At 64.6% G+C, this 17,175-nt stretch carries 16 protein-coding genes and 2 pseudogenes; 5 read left to right on the top strand and 13 right to left on the bottom strand.

Annotation, left to right across the window (positions count from 1 at the left end):
• Positions 1-4 precede the first annotated feature (4 nt).
• Positions 5-2,743, bottom strand: coding sequence for a ribosome-associated ATPase/putative transporter RbbA (gene rbbA / locus CHB77_RS17015; RefSeq protein WP_036707940.1), 2,739 nt, complete (start codon positions 2,741-2,743; stop codon positions 5-7).
• The gene (locus CHB77_RS17010; protein WP_036707939.1) at positions 2,740-3,807 is read right to left on the bottom strand and encodes an HlyD family secretion protein; all 1,068 of its coding nucleotides are present in this window, start codon (positions 3,805-3,807) and stop codon (positions 2,740-2,742) included. The genes rbbA and CHB77_RS17010 overlap by 4 nt, the downstream gene beginning before the upstream one ends.
• Before the next feature lie 142 nt (positions 3,808-3,949).
• Here CHB77_RS17010 and CHB77_RS17005 point away from each other — a divergent pair, with 142 nt between their 5' ends.
• Positions 3,950-4,693, top strand: coding sequence for a TetR/AcrR family transcriptional regulator (locus CHB77_RS17005; RefSeq protein ID WP_134726962.1), 744 nt, complete (start codon positions 3,950-3,952; stop codon positions 4,691-4,693).
• A gap of 398 nt (positions 4,694-5,091) precedes the next feature.
• On the opposite strand, the pseudogene CHB77_RS17000 reads toward CHB77_RS17005, so the two are convergent.
• Both CHB77_RS17000 and CHB77_RS16995 read right to left on the bottom strand, forming a co-directional pair.
• Positions 5,092-6,204: pseudogene (locus CHB77_RS17000) on the bottom strand (phage terminase large subunit family protein); the annotation flags it as partial.
• 46 nt (positions 6,205-6,250) lie between these two features.
• Positions 6,251-6,811 carry a hypothetical protein gene (locus CHB77_RS16995; RefSeq protein WP_089389377.1) on the bottom strand — a complete coding sequence of 187 codons (561 nt, stop codon included), beginning with the start codon at positions 6,809-6,811 and terminating at the stop codon, positions 6,251-6,253.
• Positions 6,812-6,922: 111 nt separating this feature from the next.
• Here CHB77_RS16995 and CHB77_RS16990 point away from each other — a divergent pair, with 111 nt between their 5' ends.
• On the top strand, positions 6,923-7,183 hold the full coding sequence (locus CHB77_RS16990; RefSeq protein ID WP_089389376.1) for a hypothetical protein: 261 nt from the start codon (positions 6,923-6,925) through the stop codon (positions 7,181-7,183).
• A 90-nt stretch (positions 7,184-7,273) separates the two neighbouring features.
• The gene (locus tag CHB77_RS16985) at positions 7,274-7,846 is read left to right on the top strand and encodes a DUF3489 domain-containing protein (protein WP_089389375.1); all 573 of its coding nucleotides are present in this window, start codon (positions 7,274-7,276) and stop codon (positions 7,844-7,846) included.
• A 48-nt stretch (positions 7,847-7,894) separates the two neighbouring features.
• On the opposite strand, the gene CHB77_RS16980 is transcribed toward CHB77_RS16985, so the two are convergent.
• The 8 genes and pseudogenes from CHB77_RS16980 to CHB77_RS16950 form a co-directional block, all read right to left on the bottom strand.
• Entirely contained in the window at positions 7,895-8,092 is a 198-nt protein-coding gene (locus tag CHB77_RS16980) for a hypothetical protein (RefSeq protein WP_089389374.1), read from the bottom strand.
• A 44-nt stretch (positions 8,093-8,136) separates the two neighbouring features.
• Positions 8,137-8,352, bottom strand: a complete 216-nt coding sequence (locus CHB77_RS16975; protein ID WP_089389373.1) for a DUF7220 family protein — start codon at positions 8,350-8,352, stop codon at positions 8,137-8,139.
• Complete coding sequence (locus tag CHB77_RS18740; RefSeq protein ID WP_242626691.1) at positions 8,349-8,747, bottom strand: hypothetical protein; 399 nt, start codon at positions 8,745-8,747, stop codon at positions 8,349-8,351. Before CHB77_RS18740 ends, CHB77_RS16975 begins: the two co-directional genes overlap by 4 nt.
• A 202-nt stretch (positions 8,748-8,949) precedes the next feature.
• Positions 8,950-9,459, bottom strand: a pseudogene (locus tag CHB77_RS18735) (DNA cytosine methyltransferase); the annotation flags it as partial.
• A gap of 1 nt (position 9,460) precedes the next feature.
• Positions 9,461-10,801 carry a site-specific DNA-methyltransferase gene (locus tag CHB77_RS16965; RefSeq protein WP_089389371.1) on the bottom strand — a complete coding sequence of 447 codons (1,341 nt, stop codon included), beginning with the start codon at positions 10,799-10,801 and terminating at the stop codon, positions 9,461-9,463.
• A gap of 433 nt (positions 10,802-11,234) precedes the next feature.
• Positions 11,235-11,660: a DUF6362 family protein gene (locus tag CHB77_RS16960; RefSeq protein WP_089389370.1), complete on the bottom strand. Its 426-nt coding sequence runs from the start codon at positions 11,658-11,660 to the stop codon at positions 11,235-11,237.
• On the bottom strand, positions 11,653-11,853 hold the full coding sequence (locus CHB77_RS16955) for a hypothetical protein (protein ID WP_089389369.1): 201 nt from the start codon (positions 11,851-11,853) through the stop codon (positions 11,653-11,655). The genes CHB77_RS16960 and CHB77_RS16955 overlap by 8 nt, the downstream gene beginning before the upstream one ends.
• Complete coding sequence (locus CHB77_RS16950; protein ID WP_425320186.1) at positions 11,850-12,197, bottom strand: hypothetical protein; 348 nt, start codon at positions 12,195-12,197, stop codon at positions 11,850-11,852. Before CHB77_RS16950 ends, CHB77_RS16955 begins: the two co-directional genes overlap by 4 nt.
• Positions 12,198-12,877: 680 nt before the next feature.
• Between CHB77_RS16950 and CHB77_RS16945 the strand changes: the two genes are divergently transcribed.
• Together CHB77_RS16945 and CHB77_RS16940 are read left to right on the top strand one after the other, a co-directional pair.
• The gene (locus CHB77_RS16945) at positions 12,878-13,498 is read left to right on the top strand and encodes a hypothetical protein (protein WP_089389367.1); all 621 of its coding nucleotides are present in this window, start codon (positions 12,878-12,880) and stop codon (positions 13,496-13,498) included.
• Between the two features lie 7 nt (positions 13,499-13,505).
• On the top strand, positions 13,506-14,576 hold the full coding sequence (locus CHB77_RS16940) for a helix-turn-helix domain-containing protein (protein ID WP_089389366.1): 1,071 nt from the start codon (positions 13,506-13,508) through the stop codon (positions 14,574-14,576).
• A 33-nt stretch (positions 14,577-14,609) separates the two neighbouring features.
• On the opposite strand, the gene CHB77_RS16935 is transcribed toward CHB77_RS16940, so the two are convergent.
• Positions 14,610-17,138 carry a VapE domain-containing protein gene (locus CHB77_RS16935; protein ID WP_089389365.1) on the bottom strand — a complete coding sequence of 843 codons (2,529 nt, stop codon included), beginning with the start codon at positions 17,136-17,138 and terminating at the stop codon, positions 14,610-14,612.
• Positions 17,139-17,175 lie beyond the last annotated feature (37 nt).

Below are 17,175 nucleotides of genomic sequence, written 5' to 3'. Positions count from 1 at the left end.
CCCCTCACTTCGCCTGTTTTTCCAGGAAGGCCGCCGCCAGCCCGATAATCACCGGAATGGCGATGCCCATGGCCAGCATCGGCCCGGCCAGTTCCGCCATTCCGAAGGCCTTGGAGAAAGCCCCCCGCGCGGCGGTGATAAACCAGGTCGAGGGGTAGATCTCGCCCAGAACCCGGCCAAAACCCGACAGCGAAGAGACCGGGTAGATCAAACCCGAATAGCTGACCGCCGGGATCATCGTCAGCATGGCGGTCGCGAACAGCGCCGCGACCTGACTTGCGATGAAGACCGACACCAGAAAACCAAGCGCCGTGGTCGCGGTGACATAGATCAGCGCCGAAAGGGTAAAGCCCAGAAAACTGCCGTTGAAGGGCACTGCGAAGAATGTGACCGCCATGGCCATCATCAGGAAGAAATTCAGCATGGCCAGCGCGATATAGGGCAGCTGTTTGCCAAGCAGAAATTCCAGCCGCGTCACCGGCGTGACGTAGAAATTGATGATCGAGCCCAGTTCGCGTTCACGCGCGACCGAAAGCGTGGTCAGGATCGCCGGGATCATCAGCAAAAGCAGCGGGATGATCGCCGGGACCATCGCATTCAGGCTGCGCACGTCGGGGTTGTAGCGGTATCGGGTCACCAGTTCGAAACTGCCGCCGCTCGCCTTGTCACCGTAAAGCTGACGCGCCTGACGTGTGATCCAGTCGGCATGCATGCCCTGCACATAGCCCTGCACCGTATTGGCGCGGCTGGGGTTGGCGCCGTCGAACCAGGCCCCGACCTGCACATCCCTGCCTGCCGCGATATCGGCGGCAAAGCCGGGCGGGATCTCGATCGCCAGCGCCAGCTCGCCCGAGCGCATTCTTGCGTCGATCTCGTCGTAACTTGTCAGGGCCGGCTGTTCGATGAAATAGCGCGATCCCGCAATATCGGCGATATAATTGCGGCTGGTGGTGGTCTGGTCGCGGTCAAGGGCGGCGAAGGTCAGATCCTCGACATCCATGTTGATGCCCAGCCCCACCACGATCATCAGAAGAAGGCTGCCGACCAACGCCATGGTCAGCCGGATCGGATCGCGCTGCAATTGCAGGCTTTCCAGCTGCGAATAGCTAAGCAGTCGCCGCAGGCTGAAGCCGGATTGCTGCGCGTGATGGGTCACCCCGGCTGCGGGGGCCTCGGGCGCGGCCTCGGGCGCAGCGGCGGGGGCGGGTGCCGTCTCGCCAATCGCCTCTTCAAGATAGGCGATGAACGCGTCTTCCAGCGTGGCGCAACCTTTGGCTTTCGTGATCCCCTCGGCGGTGTCCGAGACCAGCACCTTGCCCGCATGCATCAGGCTGATGCGGTCGCACCATTCCGCCTCGTTCATGAAATGGGTCGAGACAAAGATCGTCACGCCATCCTTGCGCGAAAGTTCCGCCAGAATGCGCCAGAAGCCGTTGCGCGCCACCGGGTCCACCCCCGAGGTCGGCTCGTCAAGGATCAGGATCTCGGGCGCATGGATCATCGCCACCGCCAGCGAAAGCCGCTGGCGGATACCCAGCGGCAACGCCTCGGGCAGGCTGTCGGTCACGTCGCCCAGATCGAACCGGGCGATCATCTCGTCAACCCTGGCGGGGATCTTCTCGGCCGCCATATCGAAAAGCCGCGCGTGCAGATCAAGGTTCTGACGCACCGTCAGCTCGGAATAGAGCGAGAAGGCCTGCGACATGAACCCGACCCGGCGGCGCACCGACAGATCGCTTGCATCGACCTCATGGCCGAAAAGCTTTGCCCGGCCCTCACTCGGCTCCAGAAGCCCGGTGAGCATCTTCATCGTCGTCGTCTTGCCGCAGCCGTTCGAACCCAGAAAGCCGAAAATCTCACCCCTGGGGATGCGGAAGGAAACATTGTCGACCGCCACGAAATCGCCAAAGCGCTGCGTCAGCCCCTCGGCCTCGATGGCGATATCGCTGTCATCGGTGGTCCGCGGCGGGATCACCACGGCACTGTCTTCGCCCCGGTCTTCTTCGGGCAAAAGCGCGATGAAGGCTGCATCAAGCGTGTCGGCCCCGGTCCGCGACAGCAGATCGTTGGTGGTGCCGGTGGCCAGCACCCGGCCCGCATTCATCGCAACCAGCCAGTCGAAGCGCGCGGCCTCTTCCATATAGGCGGTGGCGGTGATCACGCTCATCCCCGGCCGTGTCGCGCGGATGCGGTCGATCAGATCCCAGAACTGGCGGCGCGACAGCGGATCGACGCCGGTGGTCGGCTCGTCAAGAATCAGGAAATCGGGATCATGGATCAGCGCGCAGCACAGACCCAGCTTTTGCTTCATGCCGCCCGACAGCTTTGACGCCGGGCGCGACCGGAACGGCGTCATGCCGGTCGCAGCCAGCAGATCTGTGATCCGCCGCTCGCGTTCGGCCTTGTCATGACCGAAAAGCGAGCCGAAGAAATCAAGGTTCTCTTCGACCGAAAGCGTCGGGTAGAGGTTCTTGCCCAGACCCTGCGGCATATAGGCGGTGCGGGGGCAGACGCGGTTGCGATGCGCCACATCGCGCATATCGCCGCCCAGAACCTCGACCTTGCCCTGCTGGATCACACGTGCCCCGGCCAGCAGCGACAGAAGGCTGGACTTTCCGACCCCGTCTGGCCCGATCAGCCCGACCATGCGCCCCTCAGGGATCTCCAGCGTCACATTGTCAAGCGCCGTGACCTTGCCATAGCGCAGCGTCAGGCCGGAGACCCCGGCAACTGAGCCGGTCATTTCACGACATTGGAAAGAAAGTCAGGCCAGGCGGCATCCGGATCAAGCCGCAGATAGGCCATGCCCGGCAGGCCGGTTTTGACATCCTCGATATGCCGCGACAGCAGCTCGGGGTCGATGCGGGCACGGACGCGGAACATCAGCTTTTCGCGCTCATCGGCGGTCTCGACCGTCTTTGGCGTGAACTGCGCCACATCGGCAACATAGGAAACCGTGGCCGGGATCACGAATTCCCGCGCCGCATCCATGACAAGGCGCACCTCTGATCCGACCTGCACCCGGCCGACCTGCGATGTCGGCAGAAAAACCGTCATATAGACATCGCCCAGATCGACAAGGCTGAGGATCCGCCCGCCAGAGCCGACAATCTCGCCCTCTTGTGCGATGCGATACTGGATCCGGCCCGTGCGCGGCGCTTTCAGCGTGGCGTCGTCCAGAGAGGCCTGGATCGCATCAATCGACGCCTTTGCCGCCTCGACGGCCGCACTTGCATCGACCACCTGCGCCTGCGCGCTGCTGACCCCCGCCAGCGCTGCCGCATGGCTGGCTTCGGCCGAGGCCACACCGGCGCGGGCCTGGGCGTCCCGGGCGCGGTCATCATCCAGCACCTGCTGCGAGATCGCACTGGTCTTTGCAAGCTGCTCAGAGCGTTCAAGCCTGCGCGACGCGGCATCGGCAACCGAGCCTGCCTGATCAACCGCGGCCCGGGCCGCGCGCTCTTGTGCCTCGGCCTGAGCGACCAGCGCCCTTGCTGTCTCGACGCCGATTTCGGCGCGGGCAAGCTGCGCTTCGGCCTGACGTTTTTGTGCGTTCAGCTGCACCACGTCCATCTGCACCAGCACATCGCCTGCGCTGACCATGTCACCTTCGGCAGCGGTGATTTCGGCGATTCGGCCGCCGGTGAGCGCCGCGATATCCACCTCGGTCGCCTCGATCCGGCCATTGGCGCTGGCAAAACCCGCCGGCAGACCGGCGGGTTGCAGCCGGTCCCAGGCCAGCCAGCCAAGCACGGCGACAACGGCCAGGCCGCCCAGAATAATGGTGTTTCTGCCGGGCTTTGCCATGATCTGCCTCTGATTGCTGTGCTGATGGATGCTTCGCGCATGTCCCGATGCGGTTTTCGCCCTACGCTCCCCTGTTGTCAACGCTCAATGACAGGGTAAAACCCTGTATTGTCGCGCAAAAGCGGCTGCTGGTTGTTTGCTGTTGAAAAACCAGCTAAACAACACGACCCGGTGTGGGCTGCACCTTGCCGCACCTCTGCTCCGGGGCAGCATTTTCAGTTTCTTCGCGTCGAAGCCACCGGACGAACACAAGCCACCCATGCCAAGGACGCTCAACTCAGCCAACTCGACCGACCGCATGCCGGGGCAGGCAACCGGGAAAGAACGCATTCTTGCATCGGCGATGCTGCTTTTCGCGCGGATGCCCTATTCCGACACCAGCCTGCGCGACATCGCCGCCGCGGCTGGGGTCGATGTGGCCTATGTCCATCGCGCCTTCGGGTCGAAGGCCGAGATATTCCGTCAGGCCTTGCTGGCGCTTGCGCCCCTCGATGACATCGCCGCAGGGGGCCCCGATGGCGCGACCATGATCAACCGGATCTGCGATCTGGCCTTCCTGCGTGATCCGCGCAAGGTAGAAGATGTCAGGCCGCTTCATTTACTGACACAGTCCAGCCTCTGCAGCGAGGCGCGGGCGATCATTGCGCAATTCTTTGGCACGTCACTAGCCCTGCCTCTAAGCAGGGCGTTTGGCCATGCGGATCCGGGACGGGCGCATTTCGCGCTTAGCCTTCTCAGCGGTTTCGTGACCCATCGTGCGATTTTCGGGCCTGCGGATTTGCTGGCTATCCCCGAGGCGGATCAGCGACAGATGCTGCAAACCGCCCTGATGAACGCAATGCTGCCTGGTTGTTCAGATGGGGTATTCGGCTGGCGTCCCATCTAGACCACTATCCAAGTCAGCTTGCCAACTGCGATCCTGTATAAGTCATGTTGGGATTTCCGCGTTTCGTGCGGAGATTTCAACACGATTGATCGGACGCCTCAGGTGCTTTCAGGCGGCTATATACGGTCGGTCAGATGGCCGCTTGGATCGAGTGTCGGTCTCGTAGGTAGCGCGCCCCCGCACCAAACAAATCAAAGATATCAAAATGTTGGATCCCGACTTAAACCGTCGGGTTTTTGCTTTTGAAATTCTTGTCAACACCTGGTCAACATTTGCAGAGGCCCCCATCGAAGGCCCTGCGGATGGGCGAGTGCTTCCATTTTCCCGATCAATGGAAATCCCGACTCGGAAACAGCTTCCGTGCCTGTTCGCGGGGATGGCGCGCTGTTGGTCTCCTGCTGCCGCCAGTCGGGCGCTTCCCCGGTCTCGACCCATGTCTCGCCTAGGATGGTGTTGCGGAACGCCTTGATCGCCTCGTCCGACCCCTGAGCTGCGTCCCACGCCCGAACGATCCGCTCCCAGCTCAGCCAGCCGATCGGCGAATAGAGCGCCGAGAGGTGATACCCGACCGTGGTCGGATCGGCGGCCGTGGCGGTCGCCCGCCACTCGCCGCTTTCCAGCATCGCCGTCTTGTGGTGTTCCGTGATTGCCGCGTCGCAGCCCTCGCAGTGATATTCCGCCGTTTCCGGCTTACCCTTCTGCCAGCGCAGCCGGTCGAACTTCAGCCATTACATCGCGCCGCAATGCGGGCACGGCACGAAGTACCGGCGCTGGTCGCTCACCTCGTATTCCCGTTCGATCCGGCTCAGCCCCCGGATGGTGGGCGTCGACACCAGCAGCACCTTGCGCCGATGGGCGAAGGTCAGCGACCGTGCCTCGGCCAGCGTGACCGGGTCGCCTTCCTCGTCGGCCGAGGCCGGATAGGCGTCGACCTCGTCGAGGAAGATGTACCGCGCCGGGGTCGATCGGAGCCCGACCGCCGAGTTGGCGCCGGTCATGATCAGGATGCCGCCCGCGAACTCCTTGGACAGCATCGTGTTGCCCGCGTCGCGGGATCGTGCGGGTTTGACCCGCTCCCGCAGATCCGGGCTTTCGTCGATCAGCGGGTCGATCCGCTGCCGCGAGTTCCGCTTGGCCAGTTCCACCGTGGGCTGGACCGCCAGCATCGGACCCGGCGCCTGGTGGATCGCGAAGCCGATCCAGTTGTTGCCTGCCTCGGTCGCCCCAACCTGTGCGGCCTTCATGAACACGATCCGCTGCGTGGGATCGCCGGGCGACAGCCGGTCCATGATCTCGCGCATGTAAGGCGTGCGCGCCGTCCGATATCGCCCCGGTTCCGCCGAAGCGCGGCCCGAGAGCATCCGGTGCCGGTCCGCCCATTCCGAGACGGTCAGGTCCGGATCGGGCCGCAGCCCGTTGCCCCAGGCGCGCAGGATCTCGCCCGCGCCGTCGAAATCGGTCAGGCCATCTTCCGGCCCTGCGCTTACGCTCCGGGCATTCGTCCCTCGCAAGGGTCCACTGGACCCTTCCGTTTCGCTGTCGCGAAATCGGTCCTCATCACCGGAAGTCGGGCCGGACCTCGGCAAGCTCGTCGAGGTGGGCGCGTACATGTTTCTCCAGCACCTTCTGCATCGCGGCTGGCTCGACGCCCAGATCGGCCGCCATCAACGCCGCCGCGCGCGCAGGCCAGTTCACCCACGCGTCCCGTTCCTCGCGCGCCAGGCGGAACACCAGCGCCAGCGCGCGGGCCCGCTCGATCAACTCCCCCTTCAGCTTCTGCAGCCGGATGCGCCGTTCCTGCGCCTTCAGCACCTCGTTCGCGGTCTTCGCCTGCAGGAAGGTCGTGCCGCCGCCCACCGCCGGAACCGCCAGCCCCTGTTCGCGTAGCGTGTCGCCGACGGCCGCCACCGCCGCCTCGGGGACAGGCTTCAGCTTCGCCGCGGGCGGCTTTCTCGTCTTCGACGGGTCCGTCGTCTCGGCACGTCTGGCGTCGCTGGCCACCGCGTCGATGCTGCCGTCGGGATAGAGGACCAGCCGCTCGGCCGTCTTCGCCTTCTGGATCGCGCCCCGCGACAGCCCGACATGGGCGGCATACTGGCGCTCGCTCATGCCCTGCATCGACGGCTCCGATTATCGTTCAATATCATGCGCTTATCTCGTTGATGAGCATCGCGGACAGAGCGAACGTGTCTCCAACGAAACGATGCAACTCACCACGGAGCCACCACGATGACCCGCCGCGCGACTGACAGTGAGACCGCTCCCGCCACCGGTTCGAGGGAGCGGTCGAACAAGGCCCTCGACGCCTTCCTCGCCGCCAAGTTCGAGATCGACGCGATGCTGGAACGCCTCGCCACCCTCAGCGCCGACCACTTCGATACCAGCCCCGACGAGATCCACTGGGGCCACGTCGGCACTCTGAACCACTACCGCGCCAAGCTGCGCGAGATCAGCGATATGGCCTTCCACGAAGGCGAACACGCCGAGTGAGATGACCCACTCCCGGTCCCGCCCGCCGCCTGGCGGGCTCGGCCTCGTAGAAGGGCCCGCATCCCGCGCGCCCCGATACGGGAGACGACGATGACCCAGCTTTCCGACACCCAATCCCTGATCCTTAGCGCCGCAGCACAGCGGCCCGAGCACATCGCCCTGCCGCTGCCCGAGAGCCTGCGCGGCGGTGCCGCCGCCAAGGTGGTCGGCGCGATGCTCTCCAAGGGTCTCCTGCAGGAGGTCGACGCCGACCTGCGCAAGGGCGAACCGATGTGGCGCGAAACCGGCGACGGGCACGGCACAACACTGGTCGCCACCGATGCAGGGCTCGCCGCCATCGGCATCGAGCCCGAGGACACGAACACCGCGCCTGTGGGCGTCGACCACGCGCCGAGCGACGCGCCCGCGACGGACACCCCGACCGCGCCTGAAGCCGCGCCCAAGGCGCGCACGCCGCGCGAGGGGACGAAGCAGGCCACGCTGATCGCCATGCTGCGCGCGCAGGAAGGCGCGACCATCGAGGAGATCACCGCCACCACGGGCTGGCAGTCGCACACTGTGCGCGGCGCGATGGCCGGGGCGCTGAAGAAGAAGCTCGGGCTCGAGGTGACCTCGGAGAAGGTCGAGGGGCGCGGACGGGTCTACAGGCTTTCGGCAGCCTGACTCCGTGAGACGATTGCTACGCCGCCGCCCCGACCGGGCGGCGGTTTCTCATTGCCACGACAGCAGATCGCGGGCGGCGGCCTGCAGGATGTCCTGCGCCATGCGCGGCTCACAGGTGTAGATGCCGCCCGGCTCAGGTTCGCCGACATGCTCCGCAAACCAGTCCCGTCCCTCGTCCGAGATCGGACGCAGGACGACGATGGTCCCGAGATCGTTGATCTCGATATGTTGCCAGCCTTCGGACATGCCCGAAGGCTACCAGTCCGACCAAGCGCTTGTCAGCGAAACGGTCACCAGCCGCGCAGGCGTTCGAAGAGCCGTCGCAGCAGATAGCCGCGCGCCAGCGAGACGCCGACGAAGGCGAGGCCGATGGTCAGATGCTCCGGGAGCCCCGTCTCAATCCCGAACCACGGGAACACGACGATCTGCGTGGCGATGGCCAAGACGTAGCCGACCACGACGTTTGTCGCGGTCTCGACCAGCGACATGAGGCGGGACTGCTTCATGCCGCTGCCTCATCCATCGGCCAGAAGTTGAGCTGCCAGAGTTCGCAGCGCATGCGCCGCAACCAGGGGGACCACGCCGTTGCCACAGAGCCGAAGCCGGTCCACCCGGTGGGCCAACCCATCAGCGCCTCGACGAACAGCGGGTTCAAGGTCCGGCGCGGCTCGGAGGTATCGCTCCCAGCCATCGGCGTCACCAGGACCTGGCGGCCAAGCAGGCCGTTCACCGGCGTATTCGCCAAGCTCGTTGCCCCGTCCTTGTGATCCCGCGCCGTCGGGGTCATCCACAGCCCCGCCGAATGGGTCAGATCGGCCGACCGGCGATTGCCCGCGCTCGGCTTGGCACGCCCGTTCGCCATCGGCGTCGGCCACATCGCGGCCGTCGTCGCGAGATTCATCCCATGGTGCCCAGCTTCTTGAGAGGGCGTGGGCTTCGTCTGCCGGTTCTCGTTGGCGCTGGCCCTCGGCGTCGGCCAGAGCCGCAGCAGTTCCGTCCGGTTCCCGCCACTCGACCGGGTCCCAGAGCAGGCGCGCGGGGTCGGCCAACTCGTCTCCTTCGCGGATGGCGAGGATGAACAGCCGTTCGCGCTTGTGGGGCGCACCGACTTCCGCCGCCGTGAAGAGGCCTGCCGCAAGCTTGTAGCCCATGCCGACCAGTCCTGCAGCGACTTCGGGGAAGCCGAGGCGGAGATGATGGGCGACATTTTCGAGGAAGACGAAGTGCGGCTGGACCTCTCCGATGATGCGGGCAACATGCGGCCAGAGGTGGCGCGGGTCGTCCGCGCCCCGGCGTTTGCCTGCGACAGAGAACGGCTGGCACGGATAGCCCGCAGTGACGATATCCACCGCGCCGCGCCATGGGCGGCCGTCGAAGGTTCCAACGTCGTCCCAGACAACAGCCTGATCCAGGGACGCGTCCTCCATCCGCGCCACGAGAGTGGCTGCGGCGAAGGTCTCCCGTTCGACATGGCCCACAGCACGATATCCGGGGATGGCGATCGTGAGCCCGAGGTCCAGCCCGCCTGCTCCGGAGCAGAGGGAGAGGCCGAAGAGGCATGCGTCTGCCGTTCCGGAAGCGCGTCCGGTGGAATGTAGAGCCAGGTCATGCATGTCACGCGGCGGGTTCGGGGAAGGTTTCAGGTTCGGCCGTGCTTTCCGCCAGCCGCTCGGTTCTCACGGCCGCGAAGGTCCGGCCGTCCCCGTCGAGGATCGCATCGCGGCCGGTTTCGGCCTGCCAGCGTTCGACGGCGACATCGACATAGGCCGGGCTGATCTCCATCGCGAAGACGCGGCGGCCATTGGCCTCGCCCGCCATGATCTGCGAACCGGACCCCGAGAATGGCTCGTAGCAAAGGCCGCCCCGCGCCACATGCTGGCGCATCGGGATCCCGAAGGCGTCGAGCGGCTTCGGCGTCGGATGGTCGGGCCTGTCATCCTTGGCAAAGCTGGGCAGCGCCCATGTCGACGGCGGGGTTTCCTCGGCCACTTTGGGCGGGCGGTTCGGACGACGCCAGCCCATGAAACAGGGTTCGTGCTTCCAGAGGTAGTGCGACCGGGTAAGAACCCCGCGGTCCTTCACCCAGATGATCTGCTGATGCACGAAGGCCCCGGCCTTTTCCCAGCAGGCTTCCAGCATCGCCTGGCGACGCGAGGCGTGCCAGCAATACCAGGCGGCATTCTCGGCGATGGCTTCCGCGACGGCGGCCGCGATGAAGCCGTCGTAGAGCTCGGCCCCCTGCGAACTGTCATCCCACGTCGTGCCGTAGGACGCCGACCAGTCCTTGTTGCGGGTCGGATGGTTCGAACCGTCATAGTCGACGAGATACGGCGGATCGGTCGCGAACAGGATCGCCCGTTCGCCATTCATCAGGCGGCGCACATCGGCAGCGCTGGTGCTGTCACCGCAAAGGAGCCGGTGATCGCCGAGGATCCACAGGTCGCCGGTGCGCGATGCCGGGTTGCGCGGCGGTTCGGGGATGGTCACCGGCGGCACAGAGCCACCGGCGCCACCTTCTTCCCCGTCCCCCTCCGGCACGAAGGCCAGCAGCTTGTCCAACTCGCCGTCGGAGAACCCGACAAGCGACAGGTCGAAATCTTCAGCCAGCAGGTCGTTCAGTTCCGCCGACAGCAGCGCCTCGTCCCAGGTGCCGAGTTCGGTCAGCTTGTTGTCCGCGATCCGATACGCCCGGCGCTGCGCCTCGGTCAGGTGGCCCAGCACGATCACCGGCGCTTCGGTCAACCCCAACTGCGTGGCTGCAAGCACCCGGCCGTGGCCAGCGATCAGTTCGCCATCCTCGGCCACGAGGCATGGGACGGTCCAGCCGAACTCGGCCATGCTAGCCGCGATCTTGGCGACCTGATCCGCGCCATGCGCCTTGGCATTGCGGGCGTAGGGCTGGAGTTTCGCCAGCGGCCACATCGCGATCCGATCCGGGGCAAAGCTCAGCGTCATCGTCGGGTCTTTCCTCGGATCAAGGTGGATACCCCTGGCTTCCGGACTCCGGGGTCCAGTCTGGACTCCAAGCGGGGTCCAGCGGCCACCGGGGGTGTCCAGTATCAAGGGTTTGATTTTGCAGTGTTTCAGGCGGGTTCAGGCGGCGCTGGCTTCCAGGTGGCTTCCCAAAAATCCGGCCCTGTCGCTAGCGATGTGCCGCGCTTCGCCCGCCAGCATACGAAAACGCCCAGGAAGGAACCAAGATATCAAAGGCTTGGCAGTTCGGACCCTCACTGGTCCCCTCGCTGGACCCCGGAAGCCAGCGACGCGGCCTCTGCCTGCGCGCTCCTCTCCCGAGCATATTGAATCTGTAGCTTCCTGGACGCGATCTGTCTTGGCGTCTGGTGTCTCGCTTGAAAGTGTCTCGCCCACGCGACGGCTATTGACAGGTTCAGGGCGTCACCTTCGCGACCACGAAGTCCATCGACCGCTTCGACGGCACGCGCTTGCCGTTCAGACGCCAGACGATGACGGCGATGCCATACTGCCAGCGCCGGTTGGCGGTGGCGCGGCTGATGCCCAATTCCCAGCAGATCGGCTTCCATGGCTTGCGGTTCGCCCGGAGCCAGACAAGGCGCGCGTCGGCCGGGTCGAGCCAGCGCAACCACAGCAGCGTTTCGTCGGCTTGGGTGATTTCGCGCGGGCCGGGCTTCGGCCGTCGCATCCGGGCTTCCTGACCGACCTGATCGGCAAAGCTGTGGAAATACTCAGGCCAAGCGTTGAAGTAGCCCTGTGGCTTCACGTCGGGCAGCGACCGGAAAACATCGGCAGCGCTCTCAAGGCGCGCTTCGACAATGGCAGGGGTCCACTCAGCCATGGGCGATCTCCCTTGGCTCGACACGCGGGCCGTAGAGTTTTTCACCCAGTTGGCGGACCAGTTCCTGCTCCGGCCAGGTGAGACGCGGGTCATCGATGGAGACGGCCAGCAGACCATGGTCGTGCCAGCCATCCTGCTTGACGCGATCTGGATCACGGCGGGTGCCACCATAGCCACGGGGATACCACCTCACGCGACACCCCCGTTCGTTTCGATTGCCCAATGCAAGATGGCGATGGCATCCGCCTCGTTGTCATCGGCCGGGCTGAACCCACGCGCCCGCGCGGCCGTAATCATCGCCTCCTTGTCGGCGTTGCCCTTCCCGGTGGCATGGCGCTTGATGGTGCCAACCGGAACGCCCTCATAGGGGATGCCGCGGAGTTCAGCCCATGCCGTGAGGGTGGCCATCAGCCCGCCATAGACATGGGCTGCGTCCGTGCCGACATGGCGGCGGACTTCCTCGAACCAGATCGCGGCGATGGGGCCTGATAGCCGGTCGATCTCGGTCAGCCAGTTGGTGAACCGAAGATACCGCATGCCGCCGCCGTCGAAACGTCCGGGGCGAAAGGATGTCGTGCCGGACGTGATCAGGCCGTCATGGCTTCGCAAAGCCCAACCTGTCGTCGTCCCAAGGTCGAGGGCAAGGATGGAGGAGATGAAAATGCGCCCCTGCTCGGGGCGGACTTCCTGCGCGGAGATCTGTGTGTTCATGGTGAAGGCTCACAAACTGTGGGCCTTCGGCTTCGGTCGCGGTCAGATTTAGCACGCACCGAGTCTGCCCCAAAGCGAAAACGACTGCGCGCCGTTCGAGGGAAACAACCGACGCTGTTTGGTCCCCGTCCCAACCTCTGGCCCCTCAAACCCAAGGTTCAATGGGGTCGGGGCACACCTTTATCATTCAAATTCAATGAGTTGATGGAATGGCACCCCAACCGCTGTGTCCCCAACGGGTGGTCAACTCCTTTTACATGGAATCGTATGGCCCCGACGATTTTCATCGTTCCACATGAATAGTCATCAATAGGTTGGGGAAACAGCATAAGGTTGGGCACACCGTTGTTTCTGCAGGCTTTCCTGTGTCCCCAACGCGAGATGGAAGTTGGGGCAACGTTGGGTCTACTGGGAAGGTTGGGACGCTTGGGGACAAGGGATGTCTTGACCGTGCCCGTTTTTTTGACCTACAAGTAGGGAGAAAAAACGGGCATGAGGAATCGAGCATGGCAGGATGGGTTGAAACGAAGATACTGGGTGAGCCTTGGGATGTGGACCGTCGCATCGCCGAGATGGGATTGTCGATGGATGGTTTGATCAACTCGGTACGCGCGGCTCGCACTGCGAGTGGAAACGCGACGGCGCTGCATCCTTCGAACGCGGCAGGCACCTTTGGCTATCACGAGGGCGTCGCATCTCTCCGCCAGGAGTTCATTGGCGACGAATGGGTCATCGACCGGAAAGACGGGGTCGAGACCATCCGCAACGACCGGAAAGGGCTGAAGATCGGGTTCTGCAACGTCGATCGCGCCTGTGGCGACAAGGCGCCGAAGCCGCGCTCGGACAAGGGTGCGGCGTCCGAACGTGCCTGCGGCCCGATGCTTTTCGATCCGGAAGAACTTCGTTTCTTCGTCCGTGGCGATGCCGTGGGGCTCGCGTTTTATTACCTCATGGTCGACGATATGGGACGGGCCGAACTCACCCGGCCCAAGATTTCGGGCAAGACCTTCGAAGGCGCAGTGGAGCGCATCTTCCTGCTTCCCGAAGGCGACGAAGAAGACATGCTCCTGAATCTCGACGACGACGGCATCGCGGAGGATTTCGAGCCCAAGATCGTGCGCAAGTAGGCGTCACATGTTTGAAGAATCACGATTGAAATTGGCTCGTGCGCGGCGCGGGCTAACGGCGAAAGCGCTTGCCGAACAGGCTGGCGTTAGCGTCGACACCATCAAACGTCTCGAGCAGGGGCGGAACGAGCCTGAGCCGCATACGGTGGGGAAGCTGGCAGAGGCGCTTGGATACCCGGAAGAATTCTTCTTCGGACCCAAGGTCGATGCCGTCGATCCCGGTGCTGTCAGTTTCCGCTCATTCTCGAAGATGACGGCCAAGGAGCGCGATGCCTCTCTTGGCGCCGGATCGGTGGGGCTCATGCTGAGCGGATGGGTCGAGGAGCGATTTGGTTTGCCGGAGCCCGATCTGATCGATCTGTCGTACGAAAGCGACCCTGAGGTGGCAGCGTCGCACATGCGGCAGCAGTGGGCGCTTGGGCAGCAACCCATCGCTGACCTGATGGCGCTTCTGGAAGTCAAAGGAATTCGGCTGTTTTCGCTTACCGAGAACACCGCGTCGGTCAACGCCTTCTCTTTCTGGCGCGGCGGCAAGCCGTACATGTTCCTGAACAACTTCAAGACCGCCGAAAGCAGTCGTTTCGATGCCGCACATGAACTGGCTCACCTCGTCATGCACAAGCATGGCGACCCAAAGAAGGGACGAAATGTCGAGCGTGAGGCAAACGCCTTTGCTTCGGCGTTCCTGATGCCCGCCGAAGATGTCATAGCCCGCATTCCGAGGCGGGTGACAACGGATACCGTCATTCGCGCCAAAGCCCGATGGCGTGTTTCGGCAATGGCGATGGCCTATCGTCTTCATCAGCTGAAGCGACTTTCGGAGTGGCAATACAAGTCGATCTGCATCGACCTGACGAAGCGCGGCTACCGCACCGGTGAACCGAACGGCATCGGTCGCGAGAAATCAAAGGTCTGGCGCCAGGTGCTTACGATGCTCTGGCAGGAGCGCGTAACCAAGGCTGACATTGCGCGAGAACTCGGCCTCCCGCTCGGAGAAGTAGAGGGGCTTATCTGGAGCTTGACCGCCGATGATGGCGGGAGTGAGCGGCAGGAAAGAGGGCCGCTGCGAGCCGTGTAGAAAGAGGTATCGGGATGCCCAGACGTGCGATGACTACGTCTGGGCTTTCCGATAACGCCACTCCCGACCTGCCGCGCGCCCTCCCTCGTCGCGCCGCCGATATCGCTCCCAGCCGTTGGATTTGAGATAGGCCGAGACACGCATCTGATCGCCACGTGTCCAACGTCCGGGTTCGAGCCCGATCGCTTCATCGAGGATCTCGCCGACCGATACGTCGCTCAGCGGTTCCTGCCGCAGCACGCTTTCGGTGCGGGAATTGCCATAGTCCGGGTAGCCGTCGGACACTGTGCGGATCTCGTGCGTCAGCCAGTGCTCGATCAGATTGTCCCAAGCGTCGGATTGGTAGCGGCGCTCCTGTTCTCCATGAGCTTCGGCAAGCAGCGCCGGATCGTCGATCCACCAGATCGCGCCGTCGCGGAAACGGTGGACGGCTTCGGCCCAGAGTTGATCCCGATCGCGAGCGATTGCTGCGATGTCGATGCCGCCGCAGCGTAGCGGCCAGAAGCGCCGGTTGCCGGTTTCATCGCGCAGATAGGTGTCGGGGTTCACGGTGCCAGCGAAGACGCATTGGCGCGGCACCTCGACAGTGTAGCGGCCATAGGGCGGACGGAAACGGTCGGTGGTGCGGGTCAGGAAGGCCTTGATGCGCGACACCTCGGCGCGTCCGATGGCATCGAGTTCGGCAATTTCCACGATCCAGACGCCCTGCATGTGAATGGCCGCATCCTTGGACCCAAGCTCGGGCAGTTCGTCGGTAAACCATTCTTCGCCCGCCAGCACCTTGATGGCTGTCGATTTGCGCGCACCCTGCGGCCCTTCGAGGATCAGCATATGGTCGGCTTTCACCCCGGGTCGGTAGATCCGGGCCACGGCAGAGATCAGCCAGAGCGCGCCGATGGTGTGATGGAAGGCTGTCGGCGCGGCGCCGAGATAGGTGCTGGTCCAGGTCTCGATCCGGGGCGTACCGTCCCATTTCAGGGTGTCGAGCCAGTCGCGAACCGGATGGATGCGCAGGTCGCGGGCCACCGCGCCGACACCCCGGCTGACGACCATCGGGGCGACGTTGAGCCCGCGCAACTGCAGCCATTCGGCGGTACGCACATCGTCTGCATCGTCCCAGAGGCGCGGAAAGCGGGTGGCCGGGTCATCCCAGGGCAGCGGCTGGCGCACCACGATGGATTGGGCGAACTCGTCGAAGGCCAGGAGCCCTGCGAAGACCGGATCCGAGGACAGGGCGATGATCACATTGGCCTCGTTGCGCTCGGGCGTGCCGGACAAGTCCTGACAGAGCCGTCCGAACCAGGCGGGACGCGCGATCCTGCTCTGTGGATCGCCCGTCGCATGCACGCGGCGGCGCAGTTCCGTCAATTGCTTGTCGAGGATCGACATGGAGATGCCGGTCGCAGTCTTGATCCGGGCGAGGATCTGGCGTTCGGGCAGCGGATCGAGCCGGGCCAGCGCAAGGCGACCGAGAAGGCTGGAGAGCGCCGCGAGTTCGGGCGGGTTGGTCAGCGCTTGGGCGGCGGCAATCAACTCGTCCGGATCGCCAGGCGCCGGGGCCACCACTGGCGTCGAAGCCTCAAGTCCGACCGGCTCGTCTGCCGAAATATCCCGGCGATAGTCCGCCGCACGCGCTCCGCCCATCAGATCGTCGTTGAAATCGTCGCCATTGAGCGGGACCACGATCTGGTTCGGAATGTCGACTCGGTTCAGCCGGTCTGAGAGCGTGGCGGCCGCCTGACGACCGGCATCGCCAGCATCGGCGTAGATCGTGATCCGCGTCGTGCCCTCGGGCCAGCGAAAGCGCGCAAGCCCGTCGGCCGACAGCGCCGCCCAGACGGCGGTGCCGAACAGGGCATGTGCTGCCAACGCTGTCTCGATGCCTTCGGCGATGCCGAGGTGGCCGTCCGCAGGCATGGCGAACAGGCGCACGGCCCCATCCGCTACCGATCCCAGCATCTTCTTCCCGGCAGGCGCCTTGGCGCTGCCGTCGTCCATGAGGAAGGTCCGGTGGATGCCCTGCGCGCGGGTTCCATCCGCAAGGCGCGGCAATGCGATCAGCCCCGGCCAACCGCGTCGCGTGTCGAAATCCGGCAGGTCGGGATGGAACAGCAGATCCGGGCATCCCGGATCGGCAAGGCCGCGCTCACGCAGGTAGGCTTCGCCCACGGTTCCGACGAGCGGCTGGGCGCCATCGACCAGACGCGCAACCTCAGGTGAATGGTCGGGCTTCGGACGCGGCGCGCTTCGGGGCGCGGGATGATCCATCCCGGCAATCCGCACCGCTTCGTCGAAAAGCGCGCCATCGCAGAGCCCCGTCGCCTGCGCGATCAGATCGATGGGCCCGGCGCTTTCACCGGTGGCATAATCGAAGCCCCAGCCCGCATAGGGCCCATCAAGGTGGATGGTACAAGACCCCTCCTTGCGCGGCGGGCGGCCGGACAGGTCGGCACAGCGCAAGGAACGACGGTCGCGCGCGATCCGTGCCTCCGGAAAGATGCCGGGATAGTGTCCCAGCACGTGGTGTAGGAGGCCGCGCGCGGAGCCTTCGGCGTAGCGCAAGCCGCGCGGCCGTGGGTTACGCTGGCGGTCACCGCCG

This window comes from Paracoccus sediminis (assembly GCF_900188295.1).
GTDB classification, from domain to species: Bacteria; Pseudomonadota; Alphaproteobacteria; order Rhodobacterales; family Rhodobacteraceae; genus Paracoccus; species Paracoccus sediminis.
The sequence above is the reverse complement of the archived record's forward strand: the minus strand, read 5'-3'. Positions and strand labels throughout refer to the sequence as shown.

Bases quoted from the DNA above. Each gene is read 5' to 3' on its own strand.
- rbbA (WP_036707940.1), bottom strand. From the start codon at position 2,743: ATGACCGGCTCAGTTGCCGGGGTCTCCGGCCTGACGCTGCGCTATGGC.
- CHB77_RS17010 (WP_036707939.1), bottom strand. From the start codon at position 3,807: ATGGCAAAGCCCGGCAGAAACACCATTATTCTGGGCGGCCTGGCCGTT.
- CHB77_RS16995 (WP_089389377.1), bottom strand. From the start codon at position 6,811: ATGCAGGGCATGAGCGAGCGCCAGTATGCCGCCCATGTCGGGCTGTCG.
- CHB77_RS16990 (WP_089389376.1), top strand. From the start codon at position 6,923: ATGACCCGCCGCGCGACTGACAGTGAGACCGCTCCCGCCACCGGTTCG.
- CHB77_RS16985 (WP_089389375.1), top strand. From the start codon at position 7,274: ATGACCCAGCTTTCCGACACCCAATCCCTGATCCTTAGCGCCGCAGCA.
- CHB77_RS16980 (WP_089389374.1), bottom strand. From the start codon at position 8,092: ATGTCCGAAGGCTGGCAACATATCGAGATCAACGATCTCGGGACCATC.
- CHB77_RS16975 (WP_089389373.1), bottom strand. From the start codon at position 8,352: ATGAAGCAGTCCCGCCTCATGTCGCTGGTCGAGACCGCGACAAACGTC.
- CHB77_RS18740 (WP_242626691.1), bottom strand. From the start codon at position 8,747: ATGAATCTCGCGACGACGGCCGCGATGTGGCCGACGCCGATGGCGAAC.
- CHB77_RS16965 (WP_089389371.1), bottom strand. From the start codon at position 10,801: ATGACGCTGAGCTTTGCCCCGGATCGGATCGCGATGTGGCCGCTGGCG.
- CHB77_RS16960 (WP_089389370.1), bottom strand. From the start codon at position 11,660: ATGGCTGAGTGGACCCCTGCCATTGTCGAAGCGCGCCTTGAGAGCGCT.
- CHB77_RS16950 (WP_425320186.1), bottom strand. From the start codon at position 12,197: ATGCGGTATCTTCGGTTCACCAACTGGCTGACCGAGATCGACCGGCTA.
- CHB77_RS16945 (WP_089389367.1), top strand. From the start codon at position 12,878: ATGGCAGGATGGGTTGAAACGAAGATACTGGGTGAGCCTTGGGATGTG.
- CHB77_RS16940 (WP_089389366.1), top strand. From the start codon at position 13,506: ATGTTTGAAGAATCACGATTGAAATTGGCTCGTGCGCGGCGCGGGCTA.